Below are 16,150 nucleotides of genomic sequence, written 5' to 3' on the forward strand. Positions count from 1 at the left end.
GCGATGCGGCGTGTGAATGAAGCGGCGAGTGTGGCGCGTGGCGTGAAGGGCGGCTCGATGATGATCGTCGCCGCGGCCGTGTCGCTGGCGTTGAGCGGATGTGTGCCGTCGGGCTTCCTGCCGTCGCTGTCGTTGCGCGCGCCGGCCGACGATGCGCTCGCCCACACGGCGGGCCCCGGCGTGAACGGCGCGTGGCCCGCGCCCGACTGGGTGAAGCAGTTGAATGATCCGCAGCTCGACGCGCTGGTCGCCGAGGCTTCGCAAAACAATCCCGACCTGCAGGTTGCGCAGGCGCGGCTGCGGATCGCGCAGGCGCAGCTTCAGCAGTTCGATTCATTGACGGGACTGACGGGCACGGCCGGCGCGACGGTCAGCCGCGCGCGGATGCCGAAGCCGGGCGACGACGTCGCCAACGTGTCGGTCAGCGGCTATCGCGTGCCGGTGGAGATCTTCGGCGATCCGAACACCTCGCCGTCGTCGGTGTTCGTCGGGCTGACCTATCAGCTCGACCTGTGGGGCAAGAACCGCGCCGCGACGAAGAGCCTGATGTCGCTGCGCGAAGCGGCGCGGGTCGAGGCCGAGCAGGTGCGGCTCACGCTGGCGGTCGCGATCGTCACCGTGTACTGCCAGCTCGACCAGGCGTATGCGACGCAGGACCTGCTGCAGCAGAAACTGAAGGTCAGCCAGCGCGTGACGACCGTGCTGCGCGAGCGCACCGCGCGCGGGCTCGACAACGCGTACGACGCGAGCGACGCATCGATCAAGCGCAGCAAGCTGCTCGCCCAGATCGCGATGAACGACGAGCAGATCAAGCTCGCGCAGCTGCAGCTCGGCGTGCTGTCCGGCCGGGGCCCGGAGCGCGGGCTCGCGCTGCAGCGGCCGCGGGTCGGCGCATTGGCGGGCGGCGCGCTGCCCGCGCGGCTGCCGGCCGATCTCCTGGGGCGCCGGCCCGACATCGTCGCCGCGCGCTTGCGTGTCGAAGCCGCGTTCGCGAATGCCGATTCGACGCGCGCACAGTTCTATCCGGACGTGAACCTCGTCGCGCTCGGCGGCGTGTTCGCGTTGACGCCCGCGTCGCTGTTCTCGCGCGATGCGCTCGCCGGTTCCATCGGCCCGGCGATCTCGCTGCCGATCTTCGATCGCGGCCGGCTGAAGGCGAAGCTCGGTGCGGATGTCGCGCAGGCCGACGTCGCGATCGGGCTGTACAACAAGACCGTCGACGACGCGCTCGGGCAGGTCGCGCAGTTCGTCACGTCGCTGCAGACGTCACAGACGCTCGTCGCGCAGCAGCAGGACGCGGTCGCGGCCGCGCAGAAGATCGTGGAGATCGCAACCGACCGGCACCGGCGCGGTGTGCTGATGCAGAAGGACGTGGATGTCGCGGATCTCACGCTGATCGACGAGCGCGCGCAATTGATCGCGTTGCTCGGCCGGCAGCGATCGTTGCGCGTCGGGCTCATCGGCGCGCTGGGCGGCGGGTTCGATGCGGGCGCGACGGTTGCGCAGGCGCCGGCCGCGCATCGGGCGCGTAGCGGGGCGGCCAAGCGAGGCGCTGCGCCCGCCTTGGCCGCTGCGACCGCACCGACCGCGAGCCGACCGATGGTGGTGCCGTCGGCCGATGTGCGTGCGGCGAGCGTAGCTGTGCCGCCGATCGTCGCTGTATCGAATGCGGGTTCCGTACGACGCGACGATACGGCACGCACGCCGGCCGTCGCCGCGACACCTCGCAGCACCTCTATTCTCACGCACACGGCCGCGGCGAATCCGGCGCCGAGCCCGTCGGTCACGCCACCGATTCCCCTGTTCCAGCACGATCGTCTGATCGTTACGCAAAGCGACTGATGCACCACGACAACCTCCATACCGCCGCGCCGCCGGCCGCACTGAACGACCCGGCACTCGACGCACGCCGCGCGACGCGCCGCAAGCGCTTCATCGCGTTCTTCGCGGTCGTGCTGGTGGCCGCGCTCGCATGGATCGCGTACTGGCTGCTGAGCGATCGCTATTACGAAGACACCGACGATGCGTACGTCGCCGGCAGCATCGTCCAGGTCGCCGCGCAGATCCCTGGATCGGTGACCGACGTCGTGGTTGCCGATACGCAGGCCGTGCGCGCCGGCCAGACGCTCGTGAAGCTCGACGACACCGAGGCGTCCGTCGCGTTCGCGCAGGCGAAGGCGCAGCTCGCACAGGCGGTGCGGCAAGTCGCGAACGCGAAGATCTCGAATACGATGTACGTCGAGGCCGTGAATGCGCGGCGCGCCGACCTGTCGCTGGCGCAGCGCGCGTTCGCAGCGCGCTCGGGCGCGTCGGTCGAGATCGTCGCGCCCGAGGAACTCGCGCGTGCGCGCGCGGCGGTCGCCGGTGCGCAGGCGAATCTCGCGGCCGCGCAGGCGCAGCTCGATGCGGCACGTGCGCTCGGCACCAAGTTGCCTGTCGACGAAAGCCCGGCGGTCGTGCAGGCGGCCGCGCAGTTCAAGCTCGCGTACCGGAACCTGAAGCGCACGACGATCGTCGCGCCGGTCGACGGCACGATCGGGCAGCGTTCGGTGCAGGTCGGCCAGCAGGTCGGGCCCGGCGTGCCGCTGATGTCGATCGTGCAGCTCAACCAGCTGTGGATCGAGGCGAATTTCAAGGAAGGGCAGATTCGCCACATGCGCATCGGGCAGCCGGTCGAGGTCGTGTCGGATCTGTATGGCTCGTGCGTGACCTATCGCGGCCGCGTGCAGGGCTTCTCGGCGGGCACGGGCAGCGCGTTCTCGATGCTGCCGTCGCAGAACGCGGCCGGCAACTGGATCAAGGTCGTGCAGCGCGTGCCGGTCGTGATCGCGCTCGATGCGCGCGATCTCGCCGCGCATCCGCTGCGCGTCGGGCTGTCGATGCGCGCGACGGTCGACACGCACGATCGCAATGGCCACGCGCTTGACAGCGAGCCGCCGACGCCGGCCGTCAGCACGCGCGTGCACGACGGCGTCGCGAGCGACGCGGAAAGCGCCGCCGCCGCGATCATCCGCGAGAATCAGGGCGGGTAACGCCAGCCCGGGAGAGGGGCGGCCGGTCGCCACGACTGGGCCGCCGCCCGGCGCGTCACGGCGCACTTCCGCACCCCCAGCGCACTTCCGCACCCCCAGCGCCTCCGGCACCATCATCCAGCGCGTCGCCCCGCGCGCGAAACCTTCCCGTCGTTTCCCGCCCGACTTTCGCATTTCCGACATCGATGTCGGCGCCGTTCAAACGCGTGTCGCGTTTGAGACATCGGCGCCCCTGCCTCCGGGACTACTCTCGAACAGCACGTTGCGCGTGCGCCGCATGGCGCCGGCGCGCCGCGGCGCCATCCAACGAGACATGGAGACAATACGATGAGCAGCAATCGAGGTGTCGTCTATCTTGGGCCGGGCCAGGTCGAAGTCCAGAAAATCGATTATCCGAAGATGGTCGATCCGAGCGGCCGCGCGATCGGCCACGGCGTGATCCTGAAAGTGGTGAGCACGAACATCTGCGGTTCCGACCAGCACATGGTGCGCGGCCGCACGACCGCGCCGGTCGGCCTCGTGCTCGGTCACGAGATCACGGGCGAGGTGGTCGAGATCGGCCGCGACGTCGAGACGCTGAAGCTCGGCGATCTCGTGTCGGTGCCGTTCAACGTGGCCTGCGGCCGCTGTGCGATGTGCAAGGACACGCATACGGGCGTGTGCCTGAACGTGAACCCGTCGCGTGCCGGCGGCGCCTACGGCTACGTCGACATGGGCGGCTGGATCGGCGGCCAGGCCGAGTACGTGCTCGTGCCGTATGCCGATTTCAACCTGCTGAAATTCCCCGATCGCGATCAGGCCATGGCGAAGATCCGCGATCTGACCTGCCTGTCCGACATTCTGCCGACCGGTTATCACGGCGCGGTGAGCGCGGGCGTGAAGCCGGGTTCGACGGTCTACATCGCGGGCGCGGGCCCGGTCGGGATGGCGGCGGCCGCTTCGGCGCGCCTGCTCGGCGCGGCCGTGACGATCGTCGGCGACATGAACGCGGAACGCCTCGCGCATGCCCGGGCGATGGGCTTCGAGACGGTCGACCTGTCGAAGGACGCCTCGCTCGGCGAGCAGATCGAGCAGATCCTCGGCGTGCCCGAGATCGACTGCGCGGTCGACTGCGTCGGCTTCGAGGCGCACGGCCACGGTTCGTCGGGCCATTCGGAGGAAGCGCCTGCGACGGTCCTGAACTCGCTGATGGAAATCACGCGCCCGGCCGGCGCGATCGGCATCCCGGGCCTGTACGTGACGGACGATCCGGGCGCGAAGGACAAGGCCGCGCAGCACGGCAGCCTGAGCATCCGCTTCGGCCTCGGCTGGGCGAAGTCGCACTCGTTTTTCACGGGCCAGACGCCGGTGCTGAAGTACAACCGCAACCTGATGCAGGCGATCCTGTTCGACCGTCTGCCGATCGCGAAGATCGTCAACGTCGAAGTGATCTCGCTCGACCAGGCGCCGGAAGGCTACAAGAAGTTCGACGGCGGCGCGCCGCGCAAATTCGTCATCGACCCGCACGGGTTGCTGGCGGCGTAACGCGACCGACTGCCGCGCGGCCATCGAAAGGGGCCGGGGCGCTCGAGCGCCTCGGCCCTTTGTCGTTCCGCAAGCGCGCGCTCAATGCCCGCGAGGGAACCGGGCGGGAAGCTCACGTATGAACGATCGGCCGGGCGACATTCGCCTGGCTCCGTTCATGCGGTGCGCTCCATCTCGGCGTCGTATTGACCGCAGCAGGCCGCACTGTTCAGGCGTGCACGCAGCAGCAGCGCATCCTGCGCGGCGCGTACGTTGGCGGCCTGTCCCTTCCACGCGGCCAGCGGCGGCTCCTGCAGCGCGCGTCCATAGGAAAAGCTCAGCACCCACGGCCGCCCGTCGACGCGATTCATCGCATCGAGATGCGCCGTCGCTTCCTCGGGCGTCTGTCCGCCGGACAGGAAGAAGATGCCGGGCACTTCAGCTGGCACGGTGCTGCGCAACAGGCGCACCGTGGTTTCCGCGACCTCGGCGGGGGCCGGCTGTTCGGGGTGCGTGCTGCCCGCGACGACCATGCTCGGTTTGAGCAACATGTGCGCCAGCACGACCCGGTGCCGGTGCAGCGCGTTGAACACGGCGTGCAGCACGGCGTCGGTCACTTGCGCGCAGCGGCCGATCGAATGATCGCCGTCCATCAGCACTTCCGGCTCCACGATCGGCACGACGCCGGCCTCCTGGCAGATCGCCGCATAGCGCGCCAGCGCTTCGGCGTTGGCTTCGATCGCCGCATGGCCGGGCAGCGTGTCGGACACGTTGTACACCGCACGCCATTTCGCGAACCGCGCGCCTTGCCGCTGGTAGCCGTCGAGGCGCGCCGCAAGCCCGTCGAGCCCTTGCGTGATTTCGTCGCCGGGCGCGAGCGCGAGCGGAATCTTGCCCGCGTCGACCTTGATGCCGGGCACGATCTGCTGGCGAGTGGCGAGTTCGGGCAACGGCGTGCCATCGTCCGCGCATTGCCCGAGCGTCTCTTCATACAGGATCACGCCGCTGACGAATTTACCGAGGCCCGGCGTCGACAGCAACAGGGTGCGCCATGCGCGGCGGTTCTCTTCGGTCGATTCGACCGAGATCGTCTTGAAGCGTTTCGCGATGGTCGGCCCGCTTTCGTCGGCCGCCAGCAAGCCTTTGCCATCCTGAACGAGTGCCTGGATCGTCTCCTGGAGTGTGCTCTCGGTGCTCATGGAATTCCTCCGCTTAAACCGCTACGCGGCCGGGTCGACCGCTCGCTGTTCACTTCGTCAACGGTCGTCACGCCGCCTTCCGATTTCATTCTTTGTCGCGCACGGGCCAGAACGCAAGGCGCGTGCTCGGGTGGCATCGTCCGTGCCGGGGCGGGTGCGTGATGCGCGGGCGTTCGACGTACGCGACGCATCGTGCGAAACGGGTGGTGCCGGAAACGGGTCCCCCTTTTTTTGCTGCGGATGCGCAGCGGAGAGCCGGCCACGCGCACGTTCGGCGCGGCCCGGAACACGGGCGCCCCGCGGTCCCGGGCACCCGCAATTGCTGCGATAATCTTCGCCCGTTCCCGACCCCATCGCCGCCGTTCGGCGGCGCATCCACGGATGGCCAAGTCACTTCCCCTCGCAGCGTTGCACACGTTCGTCGAAGTGGCGCGCTGCGGCAGCATGAAACAGGCGGCCGACCAGCTCTGCATTTCGCCGGGCGCCGTCAGCCAGCATGTTCGCAATCTCGAGGATCGCCTCGCCGTGCGGCTGTTCGAGCGCACCGGCCGCGAACTCGAGCTGACCGGCACGGGGCGCGCGCTGTTCGACCAGCTCGCCGGCGGCTTCAACGAGATCGAGGCCGCATGGGCGAACGTGCATGGGGCGAACCGGCGCGTCGTTCGCCTCGCGGTGACGACCACCGCCTCCTTCGCGAACACGTGGCTCGTGCAGCGCCTCGGCGCATTCAATGCCGCGTACCCCGACATCGAAATCACCGTCGAAACGCGCGCGCAGCTGGTCGACCTGCGGCGCGACTATGTCGACGTCGCGATCCGGCACGGGTTGGGCCACTATCCCGGGCACGCATCGTTCCGTATCTGGACACCCGAGCTGTGGCCCGTCTGCAGCCCGCAACTGCTCGATCCCGCCCGTCCGATCGCCGCGCCGGCCGACTGCCTGTCGTATCCGCTACTGCAGGACGCGGATCGCGCCGATTGGGCACTGTGGTTGCGCGCGCAGGGAATCGAGGACCCGCGTGCGCCGCGCGGCGCGAGCTTCAGCGAGGATGCGTTGTTGATCAAGGCGGCGGTCGCCGGGCAGGGCGTGGCGCTGGTGCGCGACATCTATGCGCGGGACGAAGTCGCGGCCGGCCGGCTGGTTCGCGTGCTCGCACGGCCCTGGCCGACCGAACTGTCCTATTACGTCGTGTGCAGCGAAGCGCGCCAGCACGAGTGGAAGATCGCGGCGTTCCGCGACTGGCTCGCGAGCGAGATCGGCGGCGGCGACGACGGCCCGCGCGATCTACTGGCGTGACCCGCGCGCGGTGGCGATCGTGAACCCCTTGAGCTTGCCGGTCGCGAGCGCGGTGCCGAGCAGGATGATCGCGCACCCGGCGACCGTCTGCACGGTGAGGGTCTCGTGCAGGAAGATCGCGCCCCATACGACGCCGAAGATCGGGATCAGGAACGTGACCGACGCCGCATACTGCGCGCCCGCGTTGCGGATCAGCCCGAAATACAGCAGGTAGGCGACGGCCGTGCAGATCGCGCCGAGCAGCACCACCGCGATCCACGCGGACGTTTGAACGGGCCCGTGCGGCCACATCGGCAGCGCGAGCGGCACGAGCGCGACCGCCGCGAACAACTGGCTGCCGAACGCCGACACGAACGGCCTGACGTTCGCCAGCTTGCGCTTCGAGTAATGCGCGGCGAACCCGTACGACAGCGTCGCGAGCATCGCGGCGGCGATCGCGCGCGATGCGCCGGGCGTGCCGGCGCCGACTGCCGAACCGGCGAGCACGACGACGCCGGCGAAACCCAGCGCGAGGCCGGTCGCCTGCGGTTTCGTCAGCGGCGCACGCAGCCATGCGTATGCGACGATCGCGGTCCACAACGGCGTCGTCGCATTCAGGATCGAATCGGTGCCGGCCGACACGAACAGCGCCGCGTAGGTCAGCAGGCAGAACGGCAGCGCCGAGTTCGTGATGCCGACGACGAACAGCGGCAACGCATGCGAGCGGAATTCCTGTCGTGCCTGCGCGTTGCGCAGCACCGGCGACAACAGCACGGCCGCGATCGCGACGCGCAGCGCGATCAGCGGGACGACGCCGAATTCCGGTGCGCCCATGCGCATGAAGAGGAAGGACGCGCCCCAGATGGCGGCAAGGGTCACGAGCTGTAATGCATTCATCGACGACTCCGTTCGGTGGATCGGGCGGCCGGCCGGAACGCGATACGCGAGATGCACCGGCGCGGGCGAATGACCCATTGAACGTCACGCGTGAGTCGCGACGCAAACGAGGTTTTGTGAGGGATGGTTTAGAAAAATGAATCGACGGGCGCGCATGCACGGCCCATGCCTGCGCGCTCAGTGGCCGCGATAGAGCTGCGCGATTTGCTGCGTATTGCCGGCGGTGGAGCGTCGCGCACGCGCGGTGTGCGTGCTCACGCGGTGGAAGGTATGCGGGCGATGCGCGGCACCGTGACTGCCTTTCCAGCCCGTCAGGCGAACCGTGGCGGCGGGGTGCGACCGGTCGGGGGCGCGCATGGCCGGCGCCGCTCGCGCGACTGCCGTCGGTCCGGCGGATGCACGGGTGGTATCCGGGCTGGGGCTGCCTGGGCGGGCGGCCGCCACCTGCGTTCCGTCAGTCGAATGAAACGGATAGACGGGTGCGGGCAAGACCGGTAGCACGGGATCGTTCGATGCATACCGGGGGGCATCGCTCGCCATTGCGCGCGAACCATTCGAACCGCGACAGACCGGATCGGCCTTGCATGTCCGGTCGACCACCACGTAGCCGCCGACCAGCAGCACGAGTGTCAGGATGCTCAGGATCGGCGCGGTCGACGCGCGAGGCTGCTGGAACGCCGCGTTGCGAAGCGCGCGCGCGATGCGTGACGACCACGTGTGAAAGGCGTGCGGAGCGTGCGTGGCATGGGCGTCGTCTGATGCGTGGTGGATCGAATCGAACGGCCAGTTCCGCCGGCCGCAGACGGGGCAGTGCTCGAGCGCACGGAAGGCCACGAAGCCGCATTCCCTGCAGCGGAAGCTGGCCGTGCGCCGCGCTTCGGCTCGCGCGTTCAGGATCGCGCGCCAGTCGTCGCGCGCGCGAGTTGTGCGATTGAGGAGGACTCGCATCGCTGGAAACGGTCGGGCGCCGTCAACGAGGCGAACGTTCGCCGGTCGTCATGATCCGTTCCTGCCAGACAGGCGATCGGCCCGTGCCGGAATGTCGTTGTGCGTACATCGTCGACTGTCGTTCGCATGCGGTGTTCATGGGGTTCTCCGTGACATCGGGTGCGCGGAACACGTTCGTCCGTGATGGCCTACGTTTCATTTTTGGTCGCTGGCGCGTGAAACGCAAGGTACAGAGTGGCCGCGGTGATTCGTCGGTTCCGCGCTAACCGTCCTGCCGCTGCCGGGCCGCGAGCGTCCCGATGGTCTCCATCGCGTGTTCGACCGCCGGCGTCCACGGCCGGCCGTAATTGAGCCGAAGATAGCGCCGGAATCCGCCGGTTGCCGAAAAGATCGGCCCCGGCGCGATGCTGACGCCGCTATCCATCGCATCGCCGAACAGGTGCAACGCATCCACGCGCGGCGGCAGTTCGATCCACAGGAAATACCCGCCGCGCGGCGCGAACACTTCGGTGCCGGCCGGAAAATACGCACGCACGGCCGCCAGCATCTGTGCCTGGTGCGCGGCCAGATTGCGGCGCAGCTTGCGCAGGAAGCGGTCGTACGCACCGTCGCGCAGGTAGCTCGAAATCGCCATCTGCGCAGGCACGTCGGCGGCCGGCGCGCTTGCGCCCTTTGCCTGACGAATTTGCCGCACGTAGCGTCCGGCCGCGACCCAGCCGATCCGGAACCCGGGCGCGAGGCATTTCGAGAACGAGCCGCAATGCAGGACGAGACCGCTGTCGTCATACAGCTTGGCGGGGCGCGTGGGTGCCGTGCCGAAATGCAGCTCGCCATAGACGTCGTCTTCGATCAGCGGCACGTCGCGCGCCGCGAGCAGGTCGATCAGTGCGTGCTTGCGTTCGTCGGTCAGCGTCGCGCCGGTCGGGTTGTGGAACGACGTCATGAACCAGCACGCGCGCACCGGATGCGTGTCGAGCGCTTTCTCGAGCGCGTCGAGATCGAGGCCGGTACGCGGGTCGACCGGAATCTCGACGGCCTTCAGGTGCAGGCGCTGCACGGCCTCCAGGGCCGCATGAAACGCCGGTCGCTCGATCGCGACGATATCGCCGGGGCGCGTCAACGCCTGCAGGCTGAGCGTCAGCGCTTCGAGCGCGCCGGTCGTGATGATGATCTCGTCCATCGGCAACGCCGCGCCCGCATTCAGGTAGCGCAGCGCGATCTGGCGGCGCAGCCCGTCGTGGCCGGGCGGCGCGCCGGCCAGCAGGGCCGTGCGATCCATGTTGCGGGCCGCCGACGCCATCGCGCGCCACAGACTGCTCATCGGGAACAGCGAATAGCTGGCGAAGGCCGAGCCGAGCGGGACGATGTCCTCGCATCTGAGCGAGTCGAGCAGCCGGAACAACGTATCGCCGTTGCCTGCTGACGGGGCGGGCGGCTTGCGCGGCGGTTCATGGCCGAACCGCACGCGCCTGTCTTCGAGGTTCGCAACGAAATAACCGGACCGTGCACGCGCGACGATCAGACCCTCGCCTTCGAGCGCGTAGTACGCGCGAAACACGGTGGACGGGCTCACGCCATATGCGCGGCACGCGGCGCGCACGGTGGGGATGCGCGTACCGGGGGCCAGATCTCCACGCCGGATCGACTCGGAAATCGTTCGGGCGAGCTTCGCATAACGCTTCATGCCTGCCTCAAGTCGAGCAGCTTTGTGCCGAAAAAAGAGTAGCACGGGGCGCGCTGCGCCACAGGGTCGTTATCCCGTGATCCGCTCGTTTTTCACGGGCTCTGATCCTGTTTTTCGGCGCGACGCGCTGGCATCCTCTAGCCCCTCGAGCAATCTTTGTTCCCGACATTGACCGATACGGAATTCACGCTGTCCGCCGGCTGATCCGTGCCCCGTGCGCCTGTGCGTGCGAGGTCTAGTCAGCGATGTCATGACCCTAACCGGAAACCTTCAGCGTGAAATTGAAAACTCTTGTCGCCGGTCTCGTGGCCGGCGTTGCCCTCAACCTCCTCGGCGGCGCCGCGCAGGCCGCCTGCATCAGCAATCCGCCGGCGCAATCCAACGCGTCGTTCCCCGCCGCACTGACCGGCAAGCTCGTCTATCACAGCTACGTCAATTACGGCGACGGCACGAGCCAGCTGTTCCTGTACGACTTCTCGGCCCATACGCTGACGCAACTGAGCAAGAGCGCGTGGGGCATCACCGATCCGATGAACGGCGTATTCAGCCCCGACGGAAAGTGGCTCGCGTTCATGGGCATCAAGAACAACGCGTGGAACGTGTTCATGGTTCAGCTCGGCACCAACAATGCGCCGATCAACATGACCAACAGCACGGGCGCCACGCGTAACGAGGACCCGAAATTCAGCACGGACGGCAAGACGCTCGTGTTCAAGCAGAACGGCGACGTCAAGCAGGCGACGCTGTCGTACACGAGCGCGGGCCCGGTGTTCACGTCGGTCGTGAGCCTGACGAACGCACCCTCCGGCGCCGAATACTCGATGCCGTACCTTTCGCCGGATGCGAGCGCCGTGTACTACGCGACCGGCACGGGCGCGAACATGGGGCTGATGAAGCGCACGCTCGCGACCGGCGTCACCGCCACGTTCGATCATCCGGCCGGGCTGCAGACGTACTACCCGATCGTGCGTGGGGACGGCATGGTGTTCTACGCGCGCTGGAAAGACAGCGGCCAGGCCGACCAGATCTATGCGAAGACCGCGGACCCGGCGTCGACGCCGAACGCGTTGCCGATCAACGATTGCGTGAGCAACAACTCGGATCCGGCGCCGGTGACCGGCACCAACTACGTGTTCTTCTCGTCGACGACCGCGGGCGGCTACCAGCTCTACGTCGGTGACGTGACGACCGGCCAGCGCTGGAGCCTGTCGCAGTTCGGCGTGAACGCCGACACGACGAAGGCCAAGCTCGGGTCCAGCTACTACGGCGGCCCGGCCGCCGCGCAGCCGACGCTGCTGTCGCAGGGTCGCCCGGCTGCTGCATCGGCGAGCTACAACGCATCGCTCACGGCCGACAAGGCGTTCGACGGCAACACCACGAGCACGCGCTGGGATTCGCCGGAAGGCGCGGGCGTCGATCCGCAATGGATCTCCGTGGATCTCGGCGCGACGAAGACGATCAGCAGCATCGATCTCTACTGGGATGCGGGCGCGCTCGTATATCAGATCCAGACGTCGAACGACAACGCGAACTGGACGACGATCTACTCGACGAACAACGGCGTGTCGCATGGCCACGTGACGCTGCCGAACCTGAACGGGCATGGCCGCTATGTGCGGATGCTCGGCACGAAGCGCGCGACGCCATGGGGCTATTCGCTCGACGAAATGCAGGTGTGGGGATCGTAAGCGCAAAAAAAGCGACCTTCGAGGTCGCTTTTTTTTCGTCAATCGCGGCGAGGATCACGCATGCAGCACATGCGCCGGAAAGGCGGGGCTGGCGCTCGCCGCACTCTGCGCGAGCGGCGCGACCTGCTTGCGGCGCTCGCGGGTCGGCGCGACGCCGAACGCGTCGCGATAGCTCTTGCTGAAATGGCACGCCGACTGGAAGCCGCACGCCATCGTGATGTGCATGATCGACATGTCGGTCTGCAGCAGCAGTTCGCGCGCGCGGCGCAGCCGCAGCGTCAGGTAGTAGTGCGTCGGCGTCATGCCGAGGTGTTCGCGGAACAGGCGCTGCAATTGCCGCTGCGACATGTTCGCGAGCCGCGCGAGCTCCTCGCGTGACAGCGGCTCCTCGATGTTGTTCTCCATCAGCGAGATCACTTCGAACAGCGACTTGTTCGCGGAGCCGAGGCGCGCGACGAGCGGCATGCGTTGCTGCGCGCTCGTGTCGCGCACGTGTTCGACGATGAACTGCTCGGCGATCTGCGTGACGCGTGCGGTGCCCACGCGCGCGGCGATCAGGTTCAGCATCATGTCGAGCGGCGCGACGCCGCCCGTGCACGTGATGCGGTCGCGGTCGATCACGAACAGTTCCTTCAGGAAGCGCGTGTCCGGAAACTCTTCCTTCAGCGCCGACATGTTTTCCCAATGGATCGCGCACGCATAGCCCGCGAGCAGCCCCGACTTCGCGAGTGCATAGGTGCCCGTGCACAGGCTGCCGAGCGGGATGCCCGCGCGCGCGAAGCGGCGCAGCGTCGACAGATGGGCGGGCGTGGTCGCGCGCTGCACGTCGACGCCGCCGCACACGAACACGATGTCGGGCTGCCCCACGCATTCGGCCGGGCCGGTATCGACCGTCAGGCCGTTGCTCGCGGTGACCGGGCCGCCGTCCGGGCTGATGACCGACCAGCGATAGAGCGGCTGGCCGCTCAGGTAGTTCGCCATCCGAAGCACCTCGATCGCATTGGTGAACGCGATCATCGTGAAGTTCGGTAACGGCATGAACGCGAAGTGGGACAGCGACGCTGTGCGGTCGGGCGACATGGGGAGCGTTCCTAGAATCTCTAATAGCTTTACGCCCGGGGGGCACGGACGGGCTGCGATATTGTGTGAGCCAGCGCAACAAGCGTGCCATACGGCTAAACCCTAGATCCATACGTTGTCTGGCCGCAAGCGGCATGCTGCACTGCACCGTATTCGTGATGCGTTGCACCCCGACCGGGCGGCAATCGCACCGCCGGCGTGCCTGTTCATAGGTGAACTGCGTCGACCATTTCTGTTGGTCATCCGAAAAAGCACGACCGGTCACTTGTATAAAACGGACGCGGATGGCGGAAAAGGCAAAGAACGCGTCTAAATTCATCAATCCGCCGAAAATCCGAACGACAAGAATAGAGCCGTCGGCAGCCTTGAAACTGGACGAGCGGGAAACCCAGGCAGGGCGGGCCTTGAGCTTCGGTTTCAGCCCCTTATTCTTCGTCACGGACGCACTATGTCGAACACCCAGCCTTTCTTCTCGCAGCCCCTCGCCGAGCGCGACGCGCCGGTGCGCAGCGCCATCCTGAAGGAACTCGAGCGTCAGCAGTCGCAGGTCGAGTTGATCGCGTCGGAAAACATCGTGTCGCGTGCCGTGCTCGAGGCGCAAGGCTCGGTGCTGACCAACAAGTACGCGGAAGGTTATCCCGGCAAGCGCTATTACGGCGGCTGCGAATTCGCGGATGAAGTCGAGGCGCTGGCAATCGAGCGCGTCAAGCAGATCTTCAATGCCGGCTATGCGAACGTGCAGCCGCACTCGGGCGCGCAGGCGAACGGCTCGGTGATGCTCGCGCTGGCCAAGCCGGGCGACACGGTGCTCGGCATGTCGCTCGACGCGGGCGGCCACCTGACGCACGGCGCGAAGCCGGCGCTGTCGGGCAAGTGGTTCAACGCGGTCCAGTACGGCGTGAACCGCGACACGATGCGGATCGACTACGACCAGGTCGAAGCGCTCGCGCACGAGCACAAGCCGAACCTGATCATCGCCGGCTTCTCGGCCTACCCGCGCGCACTCGACTTCGCGCGCTTCCGTGCGATCGCCGACAGCGTCGGCGCGAAACTGATGGTCGACATGGCGCACATCGCCGGCGTGATCGCCGCGGGCCGCCACGCGAACCCGGTCGAGCATGCGCACGTCGTCACGTCGACCACCCACAAGACGCTGCGCGGCCCGCGCGGCGGCTTCGTGCTGACCAACGACGAGGAGATCGCGAAGAAGATCAACTCGGCTGTGTTCCCCGGCCTGCAAGGCGGCCCGCTGATGCACGTGATCGCCGGCAAGGCCGTCGCGTTCGGTGAAGTGCTGCAGGCGGACTTCAAGACCTACATCGACAACGTGCTCGCGAACGCGCAGGCGCTCGGCGAAGTGCTGAAGGCGGGCGGCGTCGATCTGGTCACGGGCGGCACCGACAACCACCTGTTGCTGGTCGACCTGCGTCCGAAGGGCCTGAAGGGTGCGCCGGTCGAGCAGGCGCTGGAACGCGCGGGCATCACCTGCAACAAGAACGGCATTCCGTTCGACACCGAGAAGCCGACCGTCACGTCGGGCATCCGCCTCGGCACGCCGGCCGGCACGACGCGCGGCTTCGGCGTCGCGGAATTCCGCGAGGTGGGCCGCCTGATCCTGGAAGTGTTCGACGCGCTGCGCGCGAACCCGGAAGGCGACCACGCGACCGAACAGCGCGTGCGCCGCGAGATCTTCGCGTTGTGCGAACGCTTCCCGATCTATTGATCCCACCGACCCGACAATACTGGAGCAACACATGAGCACGCTGCATCAAGACAGCATCATCATCGACGGGCTGAACATCTCGAAGTTCGAGAAGCCGGTGTTCGAAGACATGCGCAAGGGTGGCATCACCGCCGCGAACTGCACGGTGTCGGTGTGGGAGAACTTCACCAAGACCGTCGACAACATCGGCGTGATGAAGAAGAAGATCCGCGACAACAGCGAACTGCTGACGCTGGTGCGTACGACGGAAGACATCTTCCGCGCGAAGAAGGAAGACAAGACCGGCGTGATCCTCGGCTTCCAGAACGCGCATGCGTTCGAGGACAACATCGGCTACATCGAAGCGTTCGCCGACATGGGCGTGCGCGTCGTGCAGCTCTGCTACAACACGCAGAACCTGGTCGGCACCGGTTGCTACGAACGTGACGGCGGCCTGTCGGACTTCGGCCGCGAAGTGATCACCGAGATGAACCGCGTCGGCATCATGGTTGACCTGTCGCACGTGGGCGGCAATACGTCGTCGGAAGCGATCGCGTTCTCGAAGAAGCCGGTGTGCTATTCGCACTGCCTGCCGTCGGGCCTGAAGGAGCATCCGCGCAACAAGAGCGACGAACAGCTGAAGGAGATCGCCGATGCGGGCGGCTTCGTCGGCGTGACGATGTTCGCGCCGTTCCTCAAGCGCGGGATCGAAGCGAACATCGACGACTACATCGAGGCGATCGACTACGTCGTAAACCTGATCGGCGAGGATGCGGTCGGCATCGGCACGGACTTCACGCAGGATTACGCGAAGGAATTCTTCGACATGCTGACGCATGACAAGGGCCGCTATCGCCAGCTGACGAACTTCGGCAAGGTGATCAACCCGGACGGCATCCGCACGATCGGCGAATTCCCGAACCTGACGGCGGCGATGGAACGCCACGGCTGGAGCGAATCGCGCATCCGCAAGATCATGGGCGAGAACTGGGTGCGCGTGTTCAAGGACGTGTGGGGCGCATAAGCGCCGCGAACGCCGAACCGCCGCCAGCGATTCAACATTAAAAGAAATCGGGACGCGCCCGTGCAAGCCGCACGGGCGCGCGGACGATGTCGCGCCTGCGCACTGAGCCGCGCGGCCA

The 16,150-nt window shown here is 67.2% G+C and carries 12 protein-coding genes; 7 read left to right on the forward strand and 5 right to left on the reverse strand.

Annotated features, from left to right (window positions below; all coding sequences use genetic code 11):
- The first annotated feature begins 3 nt into the window (after positions 1-3).
- The 3 genes from CFB82_RS21190 to fdhA all read left to right on the forward strand — a co-directional run bounded on the left by CFB82_RS21190 (position 4) and on the right by fdhA (position 4,556).
- The gene (locus CFB82_RS21190; RefSeq protein ID WP_089485154.1) at positions 4-1,842 is read left to right on the forward strand and encodes an efflux transporter outer membrane subunit; all 1,839 of its coding nucleotides are present in this window, start codon (positions 4-6) and stop codon (positions 1,840-1,842) included.
- Positions 1,842-3,032: an HlyD family secretion protein gene (locus CFB82_RS21195; RefSeq protein ID WP_089485155.1), complete on the forward strand. Its 1,191-nt coding sequence runs from the start codon at positions 1,842-1,844 to the stop codon at positions 3,030-3,032. The genes CFB82_RS21190 and CFB82_RS21195 overlap by 1 nt, the downstream gene beginning before the upstream one ends.
- Positions 3,033-3,359: 327 nt before the next feature.
- Positions 3,360-4,556: a formaldehyde dehydrogenase, glutathione-independent gene (fdhA, locus tag CFB82_RS21205; RefSeq protein ID WP_039369545.1), complete on the forward strand. Its 1,197-nt coding sequence runs from the start codon at positions 3,360-3,362 to the stop codon at positions 4,554-4,556.
- Between the two features lie 155 nt (positions 4,557-4,711).
- Here the strand turns inward: fdhA and CFB82_RS21210 are convergent, their stop codons facing one another.
- On the reverse strand, positions 4,712-5,734 hold the full coding sequence (locus CFB82_RS21210) for a class I fructose-bisphosphate aldolase (RefSeq protein ID WP_089485156.1): 1,023 nt from the start codon (positions 5,732-5,734) through the stop codon (positions 4,712-4,714).
- 381 nt (positions 5,735-6,115) lie between these two features.
- On the opposite strand from CFB82_RS21210, the gene CFB82_RS21215 reads away from it, so the two are divergent.
- On the forward strand, positions 6,116-7,030 hold the full coding sequence (locus CFB82_RS21215) for a LysR substrate-binding domain-containing protein (RefSeq protein WP_089485157.1): 915 nt from the start codon (positions 6,116-6,118) through the stop codon (positions 7,028-7,030).
- On the opposite strand, the gene CFB82_RS21220 is transcribed toward CFB82_RS21215, so the two are convergent.
- The 3 genes from CFB82_RS21220 to CFB82_RS21230 all read right to left on the reverse strand — a co-directional run bounded on the left by CFB82_RS21220 (position 7,019) and on the right by CFB82_RS21230 (position 10,538).
- Complete coding sequence (locus CFB82_RS21220) at positions 7,019-7,906, reverse strand: DMT family transporter (RefSeq protein ID WP_089485253.1); 888 nt, start codon at positions 7,904-7,906, stop codon at positions 7,019-7,021. The genes CFB82_RS21215 and CFB82_RS21220 overlap by 12 nt on opposite strands.
- Before the next feature lie 177 nt (positions 7,907-8,083).
- A complete protein-coding gene (locus CFB82_RS21225; protein ID WP_089485158.1) occupies positions 8,084-8,854 on the reverse strand; it encodes a hypothetical protein in 771 nt (256 codons plus the stop codon).
- A gap of 262 nt (positions 8,855-9,116) precedes the next feature.
- A complete protein-coding gene (locus CFB82_RS21230; RefSeq protein WP_089485159.1) occupies positions 9,117-10,538 on the reverse strand; it encodes an aminotransferase-like domain-containing protein in 1,422 nt (473 codons plus the stop codon).
- A 275-nt stretch (positions 10,539-10,813) separates the two neighbouring features.
- On the opposite strand from CFB82_RS21230, the gene CFB82_RS21235 reads away from it, so the two are divergent.
- Entirely contained in the window at positions 10,814-12,226 is a 1,413-nt protein-coding gene (locus CFB82_RS21235) for a discoidin domain-containing protein (RefSeq protein WP_089485160.1), read from the forward strand.
- 54 nt (positions 12,227-12,280) lie between these two features.
- On the opposite strand, the gene CFB82_RS21240 is transcribed toward CFB82_RS21235, so the two are convergent.
- Positions 12,281-13,306, reverse strand: coding sequence for a GlxA family transcriptional regulator (locus CFB82_RS21240; RefSeq protein WP_089485161.1), 1,026 nt, complete (start codon positions 13,304-13,306; stop codon positions 12,281-12,283).
- A gap of 448 nt (positions 13,307-13,754) precedes the next feature.
- On the opposite strand from CFB82_RS21240, the gene CFB82_RS21250 reads away from it, so the two are divergent.
- Together CFB82_RS21250 and CFB82_RS21255 are read left to right on the forward strand one after the other, a co-directional pair.
- Entirely contained in the window at positions 13,755-15,029 is a 1,275-nt protein-coding gene (locus CFB82_RS21250) for a serine hydroxymethyltransferase (RefSeq protein ID WP_069252365.1), read from the forward strand.
- Between the two features lie 31 nt (positions 15,030-15,060).
- On the forward strand, positions 15,061-16,032 hold the full coding sequence (locus CFB82_RS21255; protein WP_089448219.1) for a dipeptidase: 972 nt from the start codon (positions 15,061-15,063) through the stop codon (positions 16,030-16,032).
- The last annotated feature ends 118 nt before the right edge of the window (positions 16,033-16,150 follow it).

The sequence above is a fragment of the Burkholderia sp. HI2714 genome (assembly GCF_002223085.1).
GTDB lineage: Bacteria > Pseudomonadota > Gammaproteobacteria > Burkholderiales > Burkholderiaceae > Burkholderia > Burkholderia lata_D.

Coding starts and splice junctions, on each gene's coding strand:
- CFB82_RS21210 (WP_089485156.1), bottom strand. CDS start 5,734: ATGAGCACCGAGAGCACACTCCAGGAGACGATCCAGGCACTCGTTCAG.
- CFB82_RS21250 (WP_069252365.1), top strand. CDS start 13,755: ATGTCGAACACCCAGCCTTTCTTCTCGCAGCCCCTCGCCGAGCGCGAC.
- CFB82_RS21195 (WP_089485155.1), top strand. CDS start 1,842: ATGCACCACGACAACCTCCATACCGCCGCGCCGCCGGCCGCACTGAAC.
- CFB82_RS21255 (WP_089448219.1), top strand. CDS start 15,061: ATGAGCACGCTGCATCAAGACAGCATCATCATCGACGGGCTGAACATC.
- CFB82_RS21225 (WP_089485158.1), bottom strand. CDS start 8,854: ATGCGAGTCCTCCTCAATCGCACAACTCGCGCGCGCGACGACTGGCGC.
- fdhA (WP_039369545.1), top strand. CDS start 3,360: ATGAGCAGCAATCGAGGTGTCGTCTATCTTGGGCCGGGCCAGGTCGAA.
- CFB82_RS21230 (WP_089485159.1), bottom strand. CDS start 10,538: ATGAAGCGTTATGCGAAGCTCGCCCGAACGATTTCCGAGTCGATCCGG.
- CFB82_RS21220 (WP_089485253.1), bottom strand. CDS start 7,906: ATGAATGCATTACAGCTCGTGACCCTTGCCGCCATCTGGGGCGCGTCC.
- CFB82_RS21190 (WP_089485154.1), top strand. CDS start 4: ATGCGGCGTGTGAATGAAGCGGCGAGTGTGGCGCGTGGCGTGAAGGGC.
- CFB82_RS21240 (WP_089485161.1), bottom strand. CDS start 13,306: ATGTCGCCCGACCGCACAGCGTCGCTGTCCCACTTCGCGTTCATGCCG.
- CFB82_RS21215 (WP_089485157.1), top strand. CDS start 6,116: ATGGCCAAGTCACTTCCCCTCGCAGCGTTGCACACGTTCGTCGAAGTG.